At 67.3% G+C, this 16,431-nt stretch carries 15 protein-coding genes and 2 pseudogenes; 3 read left to right on the forward strand and 14 right to left on the reverse strand.

Annotation, left to right across the window (positions count from 1 at the left end; genetic code table 11):
- Positions 1-52 precede the first annotated feature (52 nt).
- Positions 53-793: an RNA methyltransferase gene (locus B6N23_RS02680; protein WP_305501634.1), complete on the forward strand. Its 741-nt coding sequence runs from the start codon at positions 53-55 to the stop codon at positions 791-793.
- A 148-nt stretch (positions 794-941) separates the two neighbouring features.
- On the opposite strand, the gene B6N23_RS02685 is transcribed toward B6N23_RS02680, so the two are convergent.
- Both B6N23_RS02685 and B6N23_RS02690 read right to left on the reverse strand, forming a co-directional pair.
- Complete coding sequence (locus B6N23_RS02685) at positions 942-2,291, reverse strand: Na+/H+ antiporter family protein (protein ID WP_305501635.1); 1,350 nt, start codon at positions 2,289-2,291, stop codon at positions 942-944.
- Positions 2,292-2,617: 326 nt separating this feature from the next.
- Positions 2,618-2,833, reverse strand: a complete 216-nt coding sequence (locus tag B6N23_RS02690; RefSeq protein WP_305501636.1) for a hypothetical protein — start codon at positions 2,831-2,833, stop codon at positions 2,618-2,620.
- A 189-nt stretch (positions 2,834-3,022) separates the two neighbouring features.
- Between B6N23_RS02690 and B6N23_RS02695 the strand changes: the two are divergent.
- Positions 3,023-4,170, forward strand: a pseudogene (locus tag B6N23_RS02695) (IS110 family RNA-guided transposase).
- Here B6N23_RS02695 and B6N23_RS02700 read toward each other — a convergent pair.
- The 5 genes from B6N23_RS02700 to B6N23_RS02720 form a co-directional block, all read right to left on the reverse strand.
- Positions 4,100-5,188, reverse strand: coding sequence for an Lnb N-terminal periplasmic domain-containing protein (locus B6N23_RS02700; protein WP_305501637.1), 1,089 nt, complete (start codon positions 5,186-5,188; stop codon positions 4,100-4,102). The pseudogene B6N23_RS02695 and the gene B6N23_RS02700 overlap by 71 nt on opposite strands.
- 106 nt (positions 5,189-5,294) lie before the next feature.
- On the reverse strand, positions 5,295-5,651 hold the full coding sequence (locus B6N23_RS02705; protein WP_110070422.1) for a RidA family protein: 357 nt from the start codon (positions 5,649-5,651) through the stop codon (positions 5,295-5,297).
- A 140-nt stretch (positions 5,652-5,791) separates the two neighbouring features.
- Positions 5,792-7,087, reverse strand: coding sequence for a TRAP transporter large permease (locus B6N23_RS02710; protein ID WP_305501638.1), 1,296 nt, complete (start codon positions 7,085-7,087; stop codon positions 5,792-5,794).
- Positions 7,087-7,632, reverse strand: coding sequence for a TRAP transporter small permease (locus tag B6N23_RS02715; RefSeq protein WP_349304971.1), 546 nt, complete (start codon positions 7,630-7,632; stop codon positions 7,087-7,089). Before B6N23_RS02715 ends, B6N23_RS02710 begins: the two co-directional genes overlap by 1 nt.
- An 87-nt stretch (positions 7,633-7,719) precedes the next feature.
- Complete coding sequence (locus tag B6N23_RS02720; RefSeq protein ID WP_305501639.1) at positions 7,720-8,694, reverse strand: TRAP transporter substrate-binding protein; 975 nt, start codon at positions 8,692-8,694, stop codon at positions 7,720-7,722.
- A 288-nt stretch (positions 8,695-8,982) separates the two neighbouring features.
- On the opposite strand from B6N23_RS02720, the pseudogene B6N23_RS02725 reads away from it, so the two are divergent.
- Positions 8,983-9,763, forward strand: a pseudogene (locus B6N23_RS02725) (SDR family NAD(P)-dependent oxidoreductase).
- Between the two features lie 13 nt (positions 9,764-9,776).
- On the opposite strand, the gene B6N23_RS02730 reads toward B6N23_RS02725, so the two are convergent.
- The 7 genes from B6N23_RS02730 to B6N23_RS02760 form a co-directional block, all read right to left on the reverse strand.
- Positions 9,777-11,063, reverse strand: coding sequence for an aminotransferase class IV (locus tag B6N23_RS02730; RefSeq protein WP_305501640.1), 1,287 nt, complete (start codon positions 11,061-11,063; stop codon positions 9,777-9,779).
- Positions 11,060-12,001: a bifunctional Delta(1)-pyrroline-2-carboxylate/Delta(1)-piperideine-2-carboxylate reductase gene (gene lhpI, locus B6N23_RS02735; protein ID WP_305501641.1), complete on the reverse strand. Its 942-nt coding sequence runs from the start codon at positions 11,999-12,001 to the stop codon at positions 11,060-11,062. The genes B6N23_RS02730 and lhpI overlap by 4 nt, the downstream gene beginning before the upstream one ends.
- A gap of 1 nt (position 12,002) precedes the next feature.
- Positions 12,003-12,359 carry a RidA family protein gene (locus B6N23_RS02740; protein WP_305501642.1) on the reverse strand — a complete coding sequence of 119 codons (357 nt, stop codon included), beginning with the start codon at positions 12,357-12,359 and terminating at the stop codon, positions 12,003-12,005.
- Between the two features lie 165 nt (positions 12,360-12,524).
- Positions 12,525-13,802 carry a TRAP transporter large permease gene (locus tag B6N23_RS02745; RefSeq protein WP_305501643.1) on the reverse strand — a complete coding sequence of 426 codons (1,278 nt, stop codon included), beginning with the start codon at positions 13,800-13,802 and terminating at the stop codon, positions 12,525-12,527.
- Positions 13,799-14,344 carry a TRAP transporter small permease gene (locus B6N23_RS02750; protein ID WP_305501644.1) on the reverse strand — a complete coding sequence of 182 codons (546 nt, stop codon included), beginning with the start codon at positions 14,342-14,344 and terminating at the stop codon, positions 13,799-13,801. Before B6N23_RS02750 ends, B6N23_RS02745 begins: the two co-directional genes overlap by 4 nt.
- A gap of 65 nt (positions 14,345-14,409) precedes the next feature.
- Positions 14,410-15,477, reverse strand: a complete 1,068-nt coding sequence (dctP, locus tag B6N23_RS02755; protein WP_305501645.1) for a TRAP transporter substrate-binding protein DctP — start codon at positions 15,475-15,477, stop codon at positions 14,410-14,412.
- Between the two features lie 153 nt (positions 15,478-15,630).
- Positions 15,631-16,401 (reverse strand): helix-turn-helix transcriptional regulator, encoded by a 771-nt coding sequence (locus tag B6N23_RS02760; RefSeq protein ID WP_305501646.1) that lies wholly within the window; start codon positions 16,399-16,401, stop codon positions 15,631-15,633.
- Between the last annotated feature and the right edge of the window lie 30 nt (positions 16,402-16,431).

A 16,431-nucleotide genomic window follows, 5' to 3' on the forward strand; every position in this document is an offset into this window, starting at 1 on the left:
GCCACCCTCCGCCCTCTACCCTCTCCCCATCAGCCGACAACAGCCGCCTCCCATGCTCTCGAATATCCGCATCGTTCTCGTCCAGACCTACCACCCCGGCAATATCGGTGCCTCGGCGCGGGCCATGAAGACCATGGGGCTCGACGACCTGGTGCTGGTCAACCCGCGCCAGTTCCCCGACCCCGAGGCGACCCGGCTCGCCGCCGGTGCCGAGGATCTGGTGGAGAACGCCCGGGTGGTGGGCTCGCTTGGCGAGGCGCTGAGTGATTGCATGCAGGTGGTGGGGGCCAGCGCCCGGCTGCGCAGCCTGCCGCTGCCCCACTTCGATGAGCCCGACGCCATGGCCCGGGAGCTGGTCGAGCACGCCGCCACCGACCCGGTGGCGCTGGTGTTCGGCCGCGAGCGCTCAGGCCTCACCAACGACGAGATTCGTCTATGCAGCCACCAGGTGAGCATCCCGGCCAACCCCGAGTACGGCATCCTCAACCTCTCCCAGGCGGTGCAGGTGCTGGCCTACGAGGTGTTCAAGGCGTGGCGCCAGCGCCCGGAGAGCGGCTACCGGCCCCAGCGCCCTGAGGAGGAGCGCGCCCCCAGCCGCGATCAGCTCGGCCACTTCCACGACCACCTGTCACGGGTGATGCGGGAGAGCGGCTTTCTCACCCAGCCCCACGCCCGGACCGAGGCCCAGCTGCAGGCGCTCTTCGCCCGGGCCCAGCCCAGCCGGAAGGAGCTCTCGCTGCTGCGGGGGCTGCTTGCCTCCCTGGAAGTCCACTTGCCCGAGGAAGGAAAGTAAGGGGCTTCCAGAGGGGCGCCGGGGGCAAGCCGAAAGGGAGGTCCTACGCCAGGGATGGCGTCGGTAGCTTACAGGGAGGTATTCACAGCGCCTCCCTGCAGGCTTGTCACCGGATCAGCCCCGAACGGTGATGGCTAGACTTCAGGACTCAGAACAGCATGGCCGCCGCCCAGCCGAAGGCGATCAGCGGGATGTTGTAGTGCAGGAAGGTAGGCACCACGCTGTCCCAGATATGGTCGTGCTGGCGGTCGACGTTGAGGCCCGAGGTCGGGCCCAGGGTGGAGTCCGAGGCCGGGGAGCCGGCGTCGCCCAGGGCCGCCGCGGTGCCCACCAGGGCCACGGTGGCCAGGGGCGAGAAGCCGAACTGCACCGCGAGGGGCACGAAGATCGCCGCGATGATCGGGATGGTGGAGAAGGACGAGCCGATCCCCAGGGTGATGAAGAGCCCCACCAGCAGCATGATCAGCGCGGCCAGGCCGCGGTTGTCGCCGATGATCGCGAAGCTCGACTGCACCAGACTGTCGATCTCGCCGGTGGCGTTCATCACCGCGGCGAAGCCCGAGGCGGAGATCATGATGAAGCCGATCAGCGCCATCATGCGCATGCCGCTGGTGAAGAGGTCGTCGGCCTCACGCCACTTGAAGATGCCCCCCAGGGAGAGCAGCGCGAAGCCCATCAAGCCGCCCAGCACCATGGAGCCGGTCCACAGCTGGATGCCCAGCGCCGCCACGATGGCCAGCCCCGACATCACCAGCCCCAGGGCATGGGGCTCACGCGGCTCGGGGTGATGGTGCGGCACATTGGTGGTGGCCACCTCCAGCGCCTGGTACTCCCGCGGGCGGCGGTAGCTGAAGAAGAGCGCCACCGCGAGCCCCAGCGCCATGCCGCCCACCGGCACCGCCATGGCCATGGGCACCATGCCCCGGGTGATCTCGAGCCCCAGCAGCTCGCCGGCGCGGTTGATGTTGGCCAGCAGGATATCGTTGAGGAAGATCGCCCCGAAGCCCACCGGCAGCAGCATATAGGGAGCCGTCAGGCCGAAGGTCAGCGCACAGGCCACCGCCCGGCGATCCAGGCGCAGCTGGTTCATCACCTTGAGCAGCGGCGGGATCAGGATCGGAATGAAGGCGATATGCACCGGGATCAGGTTCTGGGAGGAGATCGACACCAGCAGCACCGCGGTCAGCAGCAGCGCCTTGACCGTGGCCTGGCGCGCCTCGCTGGCCTCCTGGCCCAGCAGGCCGATCAGCTTGCGCGCCAGCAGGTCGGGCAGGCCCGAGCGCGAGATCGCCACCGCGAAGGCCCCCAGGGTGGCATAGGCCAGGGCAACCTGGGCACCGCCGCCGACGCCGTCGTTGAAGGCGGAGAGGGTCTCCTCGATGGAGAGCCCGCCCACCAGGCCGCCGACCAAGGCCCCGACCACCAGAGCGAAGACCACCGAGACCCGCGCCAGCGACAGGCCCACCATCACCAGCACCGCAAGAATCACTGCATTCATGTCATGTATCCGAACAGGAGGAAGGGGTTGAATGACAAAGCGGCGGATTCTACCAGAGACCACCCGCACAGCCGAATCCTCCACCTGTCATCTTCCGGTCATGCCGGTGTGATCGATCTGTCATCTGTCTGGGCGAGGATATCGGTGGGTCGATGCACTACGGCTCGGCAAGGGAAACTGCCCCGCCCCGCAGGGATGCGCCGGTGCAGGAAGCACCTCAGGAGGAGCGGCCGAGGGCCGGTCAGGCACCGGGAGGGTGCCCAGGGAGGCATGGCGTCACGCCACGGCATCTGCCGTGGCGTTCTTGTGGATGACAGGAGGGGGCGTCACGACCAGCCCGGCACGCCCTCGCGTATGCGCCGCGAGAAGTCGGGGGCGTCGTGGGCCTTTCGGGCACGCTCGGTGATGTCGCCAAGCCTTCTGAGTTCGGCGAGCCGATAGCCCGGCACCAGGCCGCCGTGGTCGTGGACATAGCCGGGCAGCAGCCCGGTGAGCAGCAGCCGATGATCCAGCGGCAACCCCTCGATGATCCGCCGCATCATGGCGAAGACCAGGGTGGTGCAGTTCGCGGTGATGGTGTGGTAGACATGATGGATTGACCTGCCCCACCTCAACGTCGTGGGTTATGTTGAGGTTGGGCCAGAACACAGAGCCACTATTAAGGGAGGCAGGTCATGAAACAGTCTAACGCAACTCAGCGATCCGTTGTCGACCGCACTGTCACCGAGCGGATCAACGCCGCCAGCTACGTTCACGCCGCCTATATCGGCCTGGACGTGCATAAGGCCAGCATCTCGGTGGCGGGGTGCTGAGGCAGGCCGGCAAACGCCCGAGTTTCGTGGCGAGATCCCCAATGAACCCAAGGCGATCGACAAGCTGATTCGTCAGCTGAGTGAGCGCTTTGATGGGCAGCCCATGCTATTCAGCTATGAGGCAGGACCCTGCGGCTACGGCGTCTATCACCAGATTCAGGCCAGCGGACATGATTGCGAGGTGGTGGCACCGACCCTGACCCCGCGTCGTGCCGGCGATCGTGTCAAGACTGACCGCCGCGATGCGCAGATGCTGGCCCGCCTGTCGCGCTCCGGAGAACTCACCCCCGTCTGGGTGCCTACGCCGGAGCAGGAGGCGATTCGCGATCTGACGCGGGCTCGCGAGGACATGAAGGCCATCGAGCTCAAGGCGCGTCAGCGGCTGAACGCCTTCCTGCTGCGACACGGCAAGGCCTATCCCGGCAAGAGCAAGTGGATTCCTGCGCACTTTCGCTGGCTGGAAACGGTGCGCTTCGACACCCCGGTTCAGCAGATCGTGCTGCAGGAGTACATCGAGGCGGTGCGCGAAGCGCAGCGCCGCGTGGCCGGCCTGGAGAGGCAGATGGAGGCAGCACTGCCGGACTGGTCGCTGGCCCCGGTGGTCGAAGCCATCCAGGCGATGCGCGGCGTCAGCCTGATCACCGCCATGACGGTGATGGCTGAGCTGGGGGATATCAGCCGTTTTGATTCGCCCTGTCAGCTGATGGCCTATCTGGGGCTCGTGCCCAGCGAGCACTCGAGCGGGGGTAGCCGACGCCAGGGTGGCATTACCAAGACCGGCAATGGCCATGTACGACGCGTCCTGGTGGAGGCTGCCTGGAGCTACCGCTTTCCGGCCCGCAAGACGCGCATCATTGAGCAGCGGGCCGAGAGGACCTCGCCGACGGTGCAGGCGATAGCCTGGGCCGCACAGAAACGACTCTGTGGGCGCTACCGCCGGCTGGCGGCCACGGGCAAGGCCAAGCAACAGGTGGTGACGGCCCGTGGCTCGGGAGCTCACCGGCTTCCTGTGGGCGATTGCCTGCGAGGCCATGGGCAAGCCGCACGGCAGCCGAGCCACGGCATGATCATTCCGTCCCAGTGCCTTCGGGTCAGGGAGCGTCGGGCCGGTGGGAGAACCCCTGACGCTCCTATGAGGCCCCCGCCCTCCGGGGCAGGGTGACCCTCGCTCGTAGACCAGGGCAGCTCCGCGACGAAGTGATGACAGGTCGGTACCCAACCCACGAATACCAGAGAGATCCACCGTCGCTGATAGCCCCTCGCTTCCTGATCCGAAGGCATTGAGGACGACAATAGACAACAGAGACAACCGAACCCTTGACGGGTCAATCCATACCAGAAGCGCGGCTCTCCCTGCAGGCGATTGGCCTCCGCCACCAGAGCCAGCAGCAGATCGCGACGCGCGCTCTCGCCCAGCGTGACCCGATAGAGGGTGACGGACTCCTCGCGCACGTTGCTGCGCAGCCGCACGGCATCCCGCTCGTCGGCGGCGATGATGGCCAGCTCATACTGCTTGAAGAAGCCGCCGATCTCCGAGAACGCCTCGTGGCGCTCGCGACGCACCTCCACCGAGAAGGCCAGGAAGTCGTCGATTTCGCCCTCCTCGTCCGCGAAGCCGAACGACAGCAGCACATGGGCGATGCCGGGACGCCCCCAGCCGGAGACGATCAGATCCAGCGAGGCGAGTCGGTTCAGCGGGTAGCGCCGCGGCTCCCAGGCCACCCGGGCCCGATCGCGGGTCTGCCAGTCGAAGCAGCGCACCCGGTCCAGGGTCAGCCACTCGCCTTCCTGGCGGCCGGTGGCCAGGTGGGCCACATCATCGGCCCAGTCGAGATCCGCCGCCGGGTCGAGACGCCTCCACCAGGCCAGCAGCGCCAGCATCTGCACCGCCAGCCCGGCGATCGGTCCTACCCGCGCGCCCTTGCCGTAGAGCCAGAGCCAGAGCCCGCTCGCCAGCAGCCACAGGGCCACCGCCAGCAGCCGGCCGGGGCGCGCAAGCGGCAGGCGATGCCCCAGCGCCAGCCCACCCCACAGGGCACACAGCGCCATGGCCAACCTCAGGCCGAGATCGACGATCAGCAGCATCGAAAGTCTCCAGAGCGGAATGGCGCAAGGCTAGCATGGCCGCCCCGGGGCGGCCTCAACGCTTCTGCCGGGATGCGGCGGCGCAGGCCGCCGCCGCAGGGGGGGATCAGGCGTCCGGCAGGGCCGCGGTGATCATGATCTCCACCTTCCAGTCCGGACGGGCCAGCTTGGCCTCGGTGGCGGCGCGCACCGGCGGGCGACCCGGCACCACCCAGGCATCCCAGGCAGCGTTCATCTGGTCGAACTCGGCCATGCTGGTCACCCAGACCTGGGCGCTGATCAGGTGCTCCTTGGAAGTGCCGGCGGCGGCCAGCAGGCGGTCGATCTTGGCCAGCACCTGCTCGGTCTGACCGCGCATGTCGGCGCTGGCGTCGTCCGGCACCTGGCCGGCCAGGTAGACGGTGCCGTTGTGGACGGCGGCCTGGCTCATGCGGGTGTTGCTGTCGTGATAGGTAACGCTCATGTGACTCTCTCTCGTCTCGTCGGGCGGGGCCCGGAAGTGGGTCGGCCTCCCCGGCCAGGCAGGCACCGGGAAGGCCGACAGGGTAGCGCCCCCGGACCCGCCAGGCGAGTGCCGAAGGCAGAACCGGGATCATGGCGGCCTCAGTAGCCCAGCCGTGCGGGCAGCCAGGTGGCCAGCGACGGCACCGCAATCAGGATCAGGATCGTGAGGATGATGGGTATCAGGAAGGGCATCACCGCTGATACCACCTGCCCGTAGCGCAGCCGGGTGATGCCCACCATCAGGAACAGCACGTTGCCGAGGGGGGGCGTGATCACCCCCACCGACAGCGTGATCACCATGACGATGCCGAAATGGATGGGGTCCAGGCCCGCGGCGAGCGCGGCCGGCACCACGATGGGCGTGAAGATCAGGATGCTCTCCACCACCGACATGAAGCAGCCGATCAGCAGGAAGAAGAGCGCGAAGGCCAGCAGCAGGAAGACGGTGGGCATGTCGATGCTGGCCACCTGGCCGGCCAGCGCCTGGGGAATGCCGATGCGCACCAGGATCCAGCCGTAGAAGCTGGACACCGCGATGATCAGCAGGATCGCCACGCTGAACATCAGGGTGCGCCGGAAGGCCAGGTAGAGGGCCTTCGGGGTCAGGTCGCGGTAGACCACCGCCCCCAGGATGATCGCGTAGAAGGAGGCCACGGCGCCCGCCTCGGTGGGCGTGAAGAAGCCGCCCCAGATGCCCCCCACGATGATCGCCGGCATCATCAGCGGCAGGATCGCCCGGCGCCCGGTGCGCAGCACCTCGCGTCCGTCGAAGGGGGTCGGCGCCGGCATCACCACCCGCTGGGTCGCGCCCAGGGCCACGGTCATGCCCATCAGCAGCAGCGCCATGAGAATGCCCGGCAACAGCCCCGCCATGAACAGGGCGCCGATGCTGACGTTGGCCAGCCAGCCGTAGACCACCAGGGCAATGCTGGGGGGCAGGATCGGGCCGATCACGCTCGACGCCGCGGTGATCCCGGTGGAGTAGCCGAGGTCATAGCCGCGCTCCTTCATGGCCTTGATCTCGAGGCTACCGAGCCCCGCCGCATCGGCCACCGCGGTGCCGGACATGGTGGCGAAGATGGAGCTGGCCACCACGTTGGCATGGCCCAGTCCCCCCTTGGTGAAGCCGACCAGGGCCGTCGCGAAGTCGAAGATCCGCGTGGTGGTGGAGCCGGTGTTCATGATGTTGGCGGCCAGGATGAACAGCGGAATCGCCAGCAGCGTGAAGTTGTTGAGGGTCTGCACCATGCGCAGCGACATCAGCTCCACCGGCAGGCCACCGCTGCCGGTGACCGCCAGGGCGATGAAGGAGGTGATGCCGATCGCCACCACCACCGGCAGGCCGATGATCATCAGCGCCAGCAGGCCGCCCACGAAGATTGCCAGTTCCAACATCAGCGCGGCTCCTCATCGTCGCGGCCGCCACCCGGCAGCCAGGCCACGCGGCCGCGCAGCGCCTGCCAGGCGGCTATCAGCGTCATCCCGGCAAAGCCGATGAAGATGCCGTAGTAGAGGTAGCTGAAGCTGATCCCCAGCGAGACGGTGCGGTTGTTGGCGCTCATCTCGGACATGATCCAGGCGCCCCAGGCGGCCAGCGCGAAGAAGCCGCAGGAAAGCAGCGCATTGAGGCGGTACTGCAGATCCAGCGCCAGCCGCGACATGCGATGGCTGAACAGGTCCACCAGCAGGTGCTCGCCGCGCACCAGGGCGGAGAGCGACCCGATGCCGACGGCGTAGATGGCCAGCAACGAGGCCACCTCCTCGGTCCAGGGCATGCCCAGCCCGATGAAGTCCCGCGCCACCACGGCGGCCACGATGAGCAGCAGGATGCCCGCCAGCAGCAGCACGCCCAGCGCATCGCAGACCAGGGTCAGGCCGCGCAGCAGCCAGTAGGCCAGGCGGTCCACGGGCCCTTGGGGTATCCCGGTTTCTTGCACCACGAAAGACTCCTCGATGATTCCCGGTGACAGCACGGCGGCGCCCCAGGGGGCGCCGCCGGCATCGTCACATCAACGGTTAACGCGGGCTCAGTCGTTGCCGCCCAGCGCGTCATCCATCACGCCATCGGCCATCTCGGCCAGGATGCGCTCGATGGCCGGCATGGCCGCCTCGCGAAAGGCCTCCACGTCCGGCTCGATGATGGTCATGCCGTTGGCCTCGAGCTGCTCCAGGTAGTACTCGTCGAGCTCGCGCTCCACCTCGGTCCCGTGCAGGCGGGCCACCTCGATCGCCTCGGCGATCAGCGCCTGGTCATCGGCCTCCAGCCTGTCCCACCAGCGCTTGCTGGCCACCCAGTTCCAGGGGAACTGCACGTGGCTGGTGAGAATGATGTGGTCCTGCACCTCCCACAGGCGACGGGTGTAGGGCGACGAGAGGGAGTTCTCGTGGCCATCCACCTGGCGGGTCTGCATGGCCAGGTAGATCTCCGGCGCCGGCACGTTGACCACCGTGGCGCCGATCTCCTCCCACACCTGGAGCCACACGGGCAGGGAGGGCAGGCGCATGCGGAAGCCCTGCAGGTCCTCCGGCGAGTGGATGGCCTTGTTGGCGGTCATGTGGCGGGGGCCACGATGCTGGGTCCCGAAGTACTTGATGCCCCCCTTCTCCTCGGCGATCTCCACCAGCCGCTGGCCGGAGGGGCTCTCCATGAAGGCATCCACCTCGTCCCAGGTGGCGAACACGAAGGGCACGGTGATGGCGTCATACTCCGGGGCATACTGCTGACGCCAGTTGCCGCCGGTGATGGAGAGCTGGGTCTGGCCCAGGTTGAGCAGCTCGAGCACGGCGTTCTCGCCGCCCAGCGAGCCGGCCAGGAAGGGGCGCACGTTGAAACGGCCCGGCGCCTGCTCTTCGAGGTACTCGGCGAACCGTTCGACGGCGGCGCTTTCCGAGCCCCCCTCGCTCATGGTGTTGTTGACCTGGATCTCGATGGTGCTCGCCAGGACCAGAGGGGCAACGGCCAGCCCGAGGCTGGCCAGGGTGGCGATGAGTGTCTTGCGCATCAGCGTGTCTCCGCGATTCTTGTCGTTCTGGTGGTTCGCCGGCGGCCGCTGGCAGGGCGCGCGGCGCAGTATGTCGATCTTGTAACAGTCGCTGGGCTTGCTCAAATCGACGTTCATGAAGGCAGGCTTCGCCGATCACGATAGCGAAGAATAGCCCGGCCGGCCTGACGGCGACGCCTCGACCGCGCCGGATACGACCAAAGCAGCATAGGCATGCGAACCGCCGGGAGACTCTGATGCCAGGGGGCGCTGCCCTTCCCCCTCCACCCCAAGACGGGAGATTTCACCATGCACGAAGCCACCCCCATCGCCTTCATCACCGGCGCCACCTCCGGGATCGGCGCGGCCTGCGCCCGGCGCTTCGCCGGGGCCGGCTGGTCGCTGGTGCTCTCGGGACGCCGCCAGGATCGGCTGGAGGCCCTCCAGGCGGAACTCCAGAGCGACCGGGTGGCGGTCCATGCCCTCGCCGTGGACCTCGCCGACAGCGAGGCCCTGGAGGCCGCGATCGACTCGCTGCCCGAGGCCTTCCAGCGCATTCGCGTCGTGATCAACAGCGCCGGGCTGGCACTGGGCAAGGGGCCGGCCCAGCAGGCAGAGCTGGCCGACTGGCACCGCATGATCGATACCAACATCAAGGGGCTGGTCACGGTGACCCGCCTGCTGCTGCCACACCTGATCGCCACGGGGCCGGGCGCCACCGTGATCAACCTCGGCTCCATCGCCGGCCACACTCCCTATCCCGGCGGCCACGTCTACGGGGCCACCAAGGCCTTCGTGGAACAGTTCAGCTACAACCTGCGCTGCGACCTGGCCCCCCACGGGGTGCGGGTCACCGACCTGGCACCAGGAATGACCGAGAGCGAGTTCACCCTGGTGCGCATGAAGGGCGATGGGCGATGCCGGCATCGCCGAGGAGTACTACCGGGGTACCCGCGCCCTGCAGCCGGACGATGTGGCCCGCCAGGCGCTGCACATCGCCGAGCTGCCGCCCCACGTCAATATCACCCGCCTGGAGGTCGCGCCGATCTGCCAGCAGTGGTCGCCCTTCACCATCCTGCGTGATGAGTGATGGCCACAGCCCCTCACACCGGGGTCAGCCAGGCCCCGAACGCCGCCAGATCAGCCTCCAGCTCGCCACGCACCAGGCGGCGATAGAGGCTCTGCAGGCGAGCGGTCACCGAGCCGTCGGCGATGGGGGCACCAACGGCGGCCCCCCCGCTGCGGGCGCCGATATGGCGCCCATCGAGCTCGCGCAGCGGCAGGATCTCGGCGGCGGTCCCGGTCAGGAAGGCCTCGTCGGCGATATAGAGCTCGTCACGGGTGATGCGCCGCTCCACCACCTCCAGGCCGAGCACCTCCCGGGCCAGCCGGATGACGCTGTCGCGGGTGATGCCCTGCAGGCAGGAGGTTACCTCGGGGGTGTGCAGCACCCCGTCGCGGACCAGGAAGACGTTGGCCGCGGAGGCCTCGGCCACGTAGCCCTCGGGGTCGAGCATGATCGTCTCGTCGAAGCCCGCCTTGACGGCGGTGTTGAGCAGCATCTTGCCGAGCGGATCCTTGGCGCAGGCGTCATAGCCGCAGGCCACCACGATCAACTCCGGAGCGAAGGCCTCGATGGCCGGCAGCACCAGGGTATCCATGGCGTACTCATAGGCACCGATGCCACTCCCCGGGGGAAGTGGCAGGTTGAGGTCGGTGCCGAGGGCCGCTGCCCCGCCCTGCTCCGCGAACTCCCCGGTTTCCAGCGGATAGTTGCCCGCCTGGTGGACGGAGACCGTCAACACCTCGGGCGTGTTCCAGAAGGCGCCCTGCTGACCGTTCCCGTGGTGCACGTCCCAGTCGAGGATCGCCACCCGCCCCACCTGGCCCAGGGCGCGGGCGCGCATCACCGCCACGGGGATATTACCGAGCAGGCAGAAGCCCCGGCCGCGATCGGCCTCGGCGTGGTGGCCCGGAGGCCGACACAGCGCGTAGGCCTGACTCAGCTCACCGGTGGCGACCGCCTCCACGGCACCCACGGCCAGCCCCGCGGACTGGCGCGCCGCCGCCAGGCTCCCTGGCAGGTAGGGCGCGCAGTCGCCACCGTCACCGCCCCGCCCGGCGTCACCCGCTGCCAGGGCATCCAGGTAGCGGGTCGTATGGAAGCGCTCGAGATCCTCCCGGCTCGCCGGCGGCGGCTTGCACACCGCCAGCTCGTCGATCAGGCCCGAGACCTCCAGCAGGTTCTTGAGCCGGCGCTTGCTCTCGGGGCTCTCCGAGGCGGGCTGAGGCTGTAGGAACTCGCCAGGTGCCGAGAACACGCCGATGGCACCTGGATCGTGCCAGAAGCAGCGCTCGTGCCAGAAGAGCCCGGTGGCAGCGCCCGTCATGCGGGCGTCTCCAGCCGTTCCCACACCTCGATGGCAGCGGCGAGATCCTCCAGCGACGCCCCCACCGACTTGAACAGGGTGATCGCGTCGGGAGAGGAGCGCCCGGGCTTCACGCCGCGCAGCAGCTCGGCCAGCTCGCCACGGATGTCGGCGAAGGCGAAGGCCCCCTCGTCGATGGCCTGGAGGATATCCCCCCCCTCGCCCCGGGCGCCGGCGTAGGTATCGACGAAGACCTCGCTTCTGACCAGGCACTCGGCATCGGTCTCGCGCATGGTCGGTCGGAAGGCGCCGATCAGGTCGAGGTGCGTGCCGGGCGCAAGCCAGGCGCCGCGGATCAGCGGCTCGGTGGAGAGCGTCACGCAGCTGATGATGTCCGCCTGCCGGGAGGCCGCCTCCAGGTCGGTCACCGCCGAGGTGTCGAAACGATCGGTATACTCGGCGGCGAGGGCCTCAGCCTTCGCGAGACTGCGTCCCCAGATGCGCACCCGCCGAATGGGCCTCACCGCTGCGTGGGCCTCGATCACCATGGGCGCCAGCTTGCCGGTGCCCACCACCAGCAGCGTCTCGGCGTCCTCGCGGGCCAGCTCGCGGGCCGCCAGCGCCGAGGCCGCGGCGGTGCGCCGTCGGGTCAGCTCGCTGCCGTCGATGCAGGCCAGGGGGCGCCCGTGGGCGCCCTCGCTCAGCAGATAGACCCCGGCAATGGCAGGTAACCCGTGCTCGGCGTTCTGCGGGAAGACATTGACCATCTTCACGCCGATGTAGCCCTCGCGCTCCCAGGCGGGCATCAGCAGCATGGTGGCCTCGCCGTCGGGCCGGTGCATGGCATGGTGATGACGAGGCGGTGACTCCACGCCTTCTCGGAAGGTGTGTGCCAGGCGCTGCACCAGGGGTTCCCAGGGCAGCGCCTCGGCCACCTCAAGGGCCGAGACGACTCGCATATCAGGCCTCCGGGATCGCCGCAGTGACCATGATTTCCACCTTGAACTCGGGCAGCGCCAGCTTGGCCTCGGTGGCAGCCCGCGCCGGCGGGCGGCCGGCCACGACCCAGGCGTCCCACACGCTGTTCATCTCGGCGAACTCCGCCATGTCGGTGACCCACACCAGGGCGCTGAGCACATGCTGCTTGGAGGTCCCCGCTGCTGCCAGCAGGCGGTCGATCTTGGCCAGCACCTGCTCGGTCTGTCCGCGCATGTCGGCGCTGGTGTCGTCGGGCACCTGGCCTGCCAGGTAGACGGTACCGTTGTGGACGGTGGCCTGGCTCATGCGGGTATTGCTGTCGTGATAGGTAACGGTCATTTCGCGTCTCTCATGGGCGGGTGCCGGTCGGCACCGATCAAGGGGCTGCATCAAGCAGCGGTATGACCAGGGCGTCGAGCGTGCAGGCGACAAGCACGGAACTCGCACTCAGCGGCGCACGACACGCCTGATCAGGCTGGTGGAAAAGCGTCATGGCAACACTTCCTAGCGCAGCAGCGACGGAATCCAGGTGGAAAGCGCCGGGAAGGCCGCCAGCAGCAGGATGACGATGATGAAGGCCACGTAGAACGGCAGTGAGGCGATGATCGCCCGTTCGTAGGGCACGTTGGCGATGCGCGCCGCCGTCATCAGCGTCATGCCCACCGGTGGCGTCACGTTGGAGATGTTGAGCACCACGATCATCAGGATCGCGAAGTGCAGCGGATCAAAGCCCAGCTGGATCATTGCCGGCACCAGCACCGGGGCTACCACCACCAGCGCCGGCAGCACATCCATCACCGTCCCGACGATGATCAACAGCACGCAGACGGCCATCAGCTGAAGGAAGGCGGAATCGCTGAAGGTGGTGATAAGGCCAGCAGCGTCGCGAGCGATGCCCGAGCGGGTGACGAACCAGCCCAGCACCGCCGAGGTGGCCAGCAGGAAGAACACCACCCCAGAGAAGCGCACGGTGATGATCAGGGCGTTCCAGATCTTCCGCCAGGTCAGGTTGCGGTAGAAGACCACGCCGATGAAGATCGTGTAGATGGCGGCGAAGCCCGAGGCCTCGGTGATGGTGGTCAGCCCCGAGAGGATGCCGCCGAGGATGATCAGCGGGACGATCATTGCCGGCAGCGCCATCAGGAAGGAGAACGCCGCCACCTTCAGCGGGGTGGGCGCCTGCTTGGGGTAGCCCCGTTTCCAGGCCAGGACGAAACTCACCCCGAGCAGCGCCAGAGCCATCAGCAGGCCGGGAATGATGCCGCCGGCGAACAGGTCGATCACCGAGATGTCACGCAGCAGGGTCGCATAGACCACCATCACCACGCTGGGCGGGATGATCGGCCCGATGATCGAGGAGCAGGCGGTGATCGCCGCCGCGTACTCGGCGTCGTATCCCTGGCGCTTCATCTCCGGAATCATGATCTTGCCGATCGCCACGGTATCGGTGATCGCCGCCCCGGTCAGGCCGGCGAAGAACACCGACACCGAGACGTTGACGTGGGAAAGCGCGCCGCGCACCCGCCCGAACAGGGCATTGTTGAAGGTGATCAGCTTCTGGGTCAGCCCGCCCTGGTTCATCAGTTCGGCGGTGAAGATGAAATAGGGCACGGCGATCAGCAGGAAGCCGGATACACCCGAGAACATGCGGTCGGCGATGATGCCGAGCATCCGTTCGCCGCCCATGGCATAGCCGCCGGCAAGCCCGGAAAGTGCCATGACCACCGCCACGGGGGCACCGATCAGCAACAGCAGGATGAAAGCGATGATCGCTGGCGTCATGGGTGTTTCTCCCCGTCGGCGGTCTCGATGAGCTCGTCGATCATCTCGCGCTCGTCGATGAAGTGTTCCAGCAGGTCAAAGCCCTGCACCAGGTGCAGCAGGATGATGGCGCCACTGATCGGCACCACGATGGCGGTAAACTTGCCGTGCACGCGAATCTGGTCGGAGACCATGTAGACCTGACGAGTCCCCTTGAAATAGTCCCAGCCGTACCAGAGCAGCAGCGCGCCGAACACGGCGATGGCCAGCAGGCTGAGAACGGCAGCCACCACGGTCAGCACGCGGGGCAGGCTTCTGACCAGCAGGGTCATGGCCACGTGCTCGCCATAGCGCAGCGAGATGGTCATGGAAAGAAAACCGATCCACGGCAGGAAGAGCCGCGCCAGGGAGTAGGTCCAGCTCAGGGTACTGCCGGTGGCCAGCTTGTAGACGAAGGCCGTGAAGGAGATGCCCAACATGGCCAGCACGCAGGCAATGCAGGTCACGATCGCCACCTGATTGACGATGTCACTCAGGCGTCGCAGGGGCTGCAGGAGGGTCATGGCGCCACCTCAGTCAAGCGCCCGACCGATAGCCGGCCGGGCGCAGGGCGATGAAAGCCTCGGGGTCAACGCCCGTAGGTAGCAACGTCGGACTCGGCCACCTCGACGCGAACGCGCTCCACTTCCTCCAGGAAGGCATCCACACGGTCGCCGTCGAGGCCGAAGTCGTTGACGATCCACTCGCGCCAGGCGGGAGTGGCGATCTCAGACATCCGCGCCCGCTCCTCCGGGGGCATGATGTAGCACTCCTGGAAGGTCTCGCAGGACTCCTGCCAGCTGGCGGTGGCCAGTGCCCCGGACATCCCGTGGCCGATGGCGATGGCCTCGCGGGCCGAGGTGACGATGGCCTCCTGCTGCGACTCCGTGAGGCTCTGGAACCAGTCCTCGCTGACCAGCCAGGCAGCGCTGTTGTACACGTGGCCGGTCAGGGTGGTGTAGTCGGTCACCTCATGGAAGTTGAAGGTGGTATTGAGCACCGGCGCGTTGAACTGGCCGTCGGCGAGGCCGGTTTCCAGGGCGGTGATCACCTCGCCCCAGGGCAGGGGGGTCGCCGATGCACCCAGGGCGCGCATGATGGCCACGTGGCCCGGGTTCTCCTCGGTGCGGATGTTGAGCCCCTCGAGATCTTCGACGGTCTCGATCAGTCGCTTGTTGTTGGTGAAGGCGACAAAGCCGCCACCGTCATCGAAGGTACCCAGATAGCGCATGTCGGTCTGTTCGACGGTGCCGGACATGAAGTCGGCGAACCACTCACCGTCGAAGAAGGCCCACGCCTGGCGCCAGTTATCGAAGATGAAGGGGGCCGTCATCATCTGGTAGTCCGGGTAGAAGGAGGACATCGCACCGGTCGTGATGATGGTGGACTGCAGGGTGCGCCCGCCCTGCACCTCCCTTGCCGTCTCCACCTCGGAGCCCAACTGGCTGTTGCCGAAGATCGACACCGTTATCTCGCCGTCGGTGCGGGTCTCCACCAGGTTCTTGAAGTGCACCAGCGCCGGATACACTTCGTTGTTACTCATGTTCTCGGGAAGAATGGTGGCAATGGCCATCTCCTCGGCCTGGGCCTGAGCGGCCGCCATGGCCAGCGGGAGTGACGCCAGGGCGAACAGCCCGGTAAGGGATCTCATGCGCATGATGCCTGCCTCTTGTCCGTTATTCGTTATTCGTTGCTTGGCTCAGGAATCGGCAGTACCGCAGGCACTGCCCTGCCTCAAAGCCTAGGACGAACGGACGAAGGCTGCTTGCCCCCAGCTACGGAGCCTTTGCCCAGGGCTCCGGCAACAGCGTCAACGATCGGCCGAGGGCGGGGTGCCGAAATGGCGTCTGTAGGAGCGTGAGAAACTGCCCTGGTCGCGAAAACCCACCAAGGCGGCCACTTGGCCCAGGCTCAGATCACTGTGGCAGACCAGCGTCCGGGCATGCCGGAGCCGGCGCTGCTGCACGTAGGCCTGGGGGGTGACTCCGGTCATTTCGCGGAAGCGGGCATGGAAGTGACCCACGCTCAGCGCACACAGGGACGCCAGCTGCTCGACACGAATCTCATCGGCCAGGTGGCGATCCACCCAGGCCTCCAGGCGAGGCAGGTCCAGGCGATCGCAGGCGCGTCCTGCAAGGCCGACTCCGTCAACATCGATCAGCGGTTCGTCCTGTAGATGCAGGTAGATGGCTCGCAGCATCAGAGCGGCGATTTCATTGTGCAGCCCGGGGCACTGGTCAAGCTGCAGCATCAGGCTGTCGGCCAGCTGACGCAGCCGGGGTGGCACCCCGAAGAACCGCGGCCGCTCGAATAGCCGCGATAGGGCGTCGGCCTCGCGAAGCCCCTCAAGGCCAGCCACGGGTATGTCCAGCACCAGAGTGCGGTTGCGCCCATCGCCGCGGTAGTCATGATCGCGGGTACAGGGAATCAGGCAGCCACGCCCACCGGTGATGCGGTCACCATGGCCCTCCACGGCCAGCTCCGTCTGTCCACAGGTCGCCAGAATCAGCTGGTGATGGTCATGGGCGTGAGCGACATGCTCACCGCCCAAGGTTTTAGCCCGCACGGCAAGTTTGTTCATGAAAAGGCACGCACTGTTATCGTGAGGTTG

It is taken from the genome of Halomonas alkalicola (assembly GCF_030704205.1).
Classification (GTDB): Bacteria; Pseudomonadota; Gammaproteobacteria; order Pseudomonadales; family Halomonadaceae; genus Halomonas; species Halomonas alkalicola.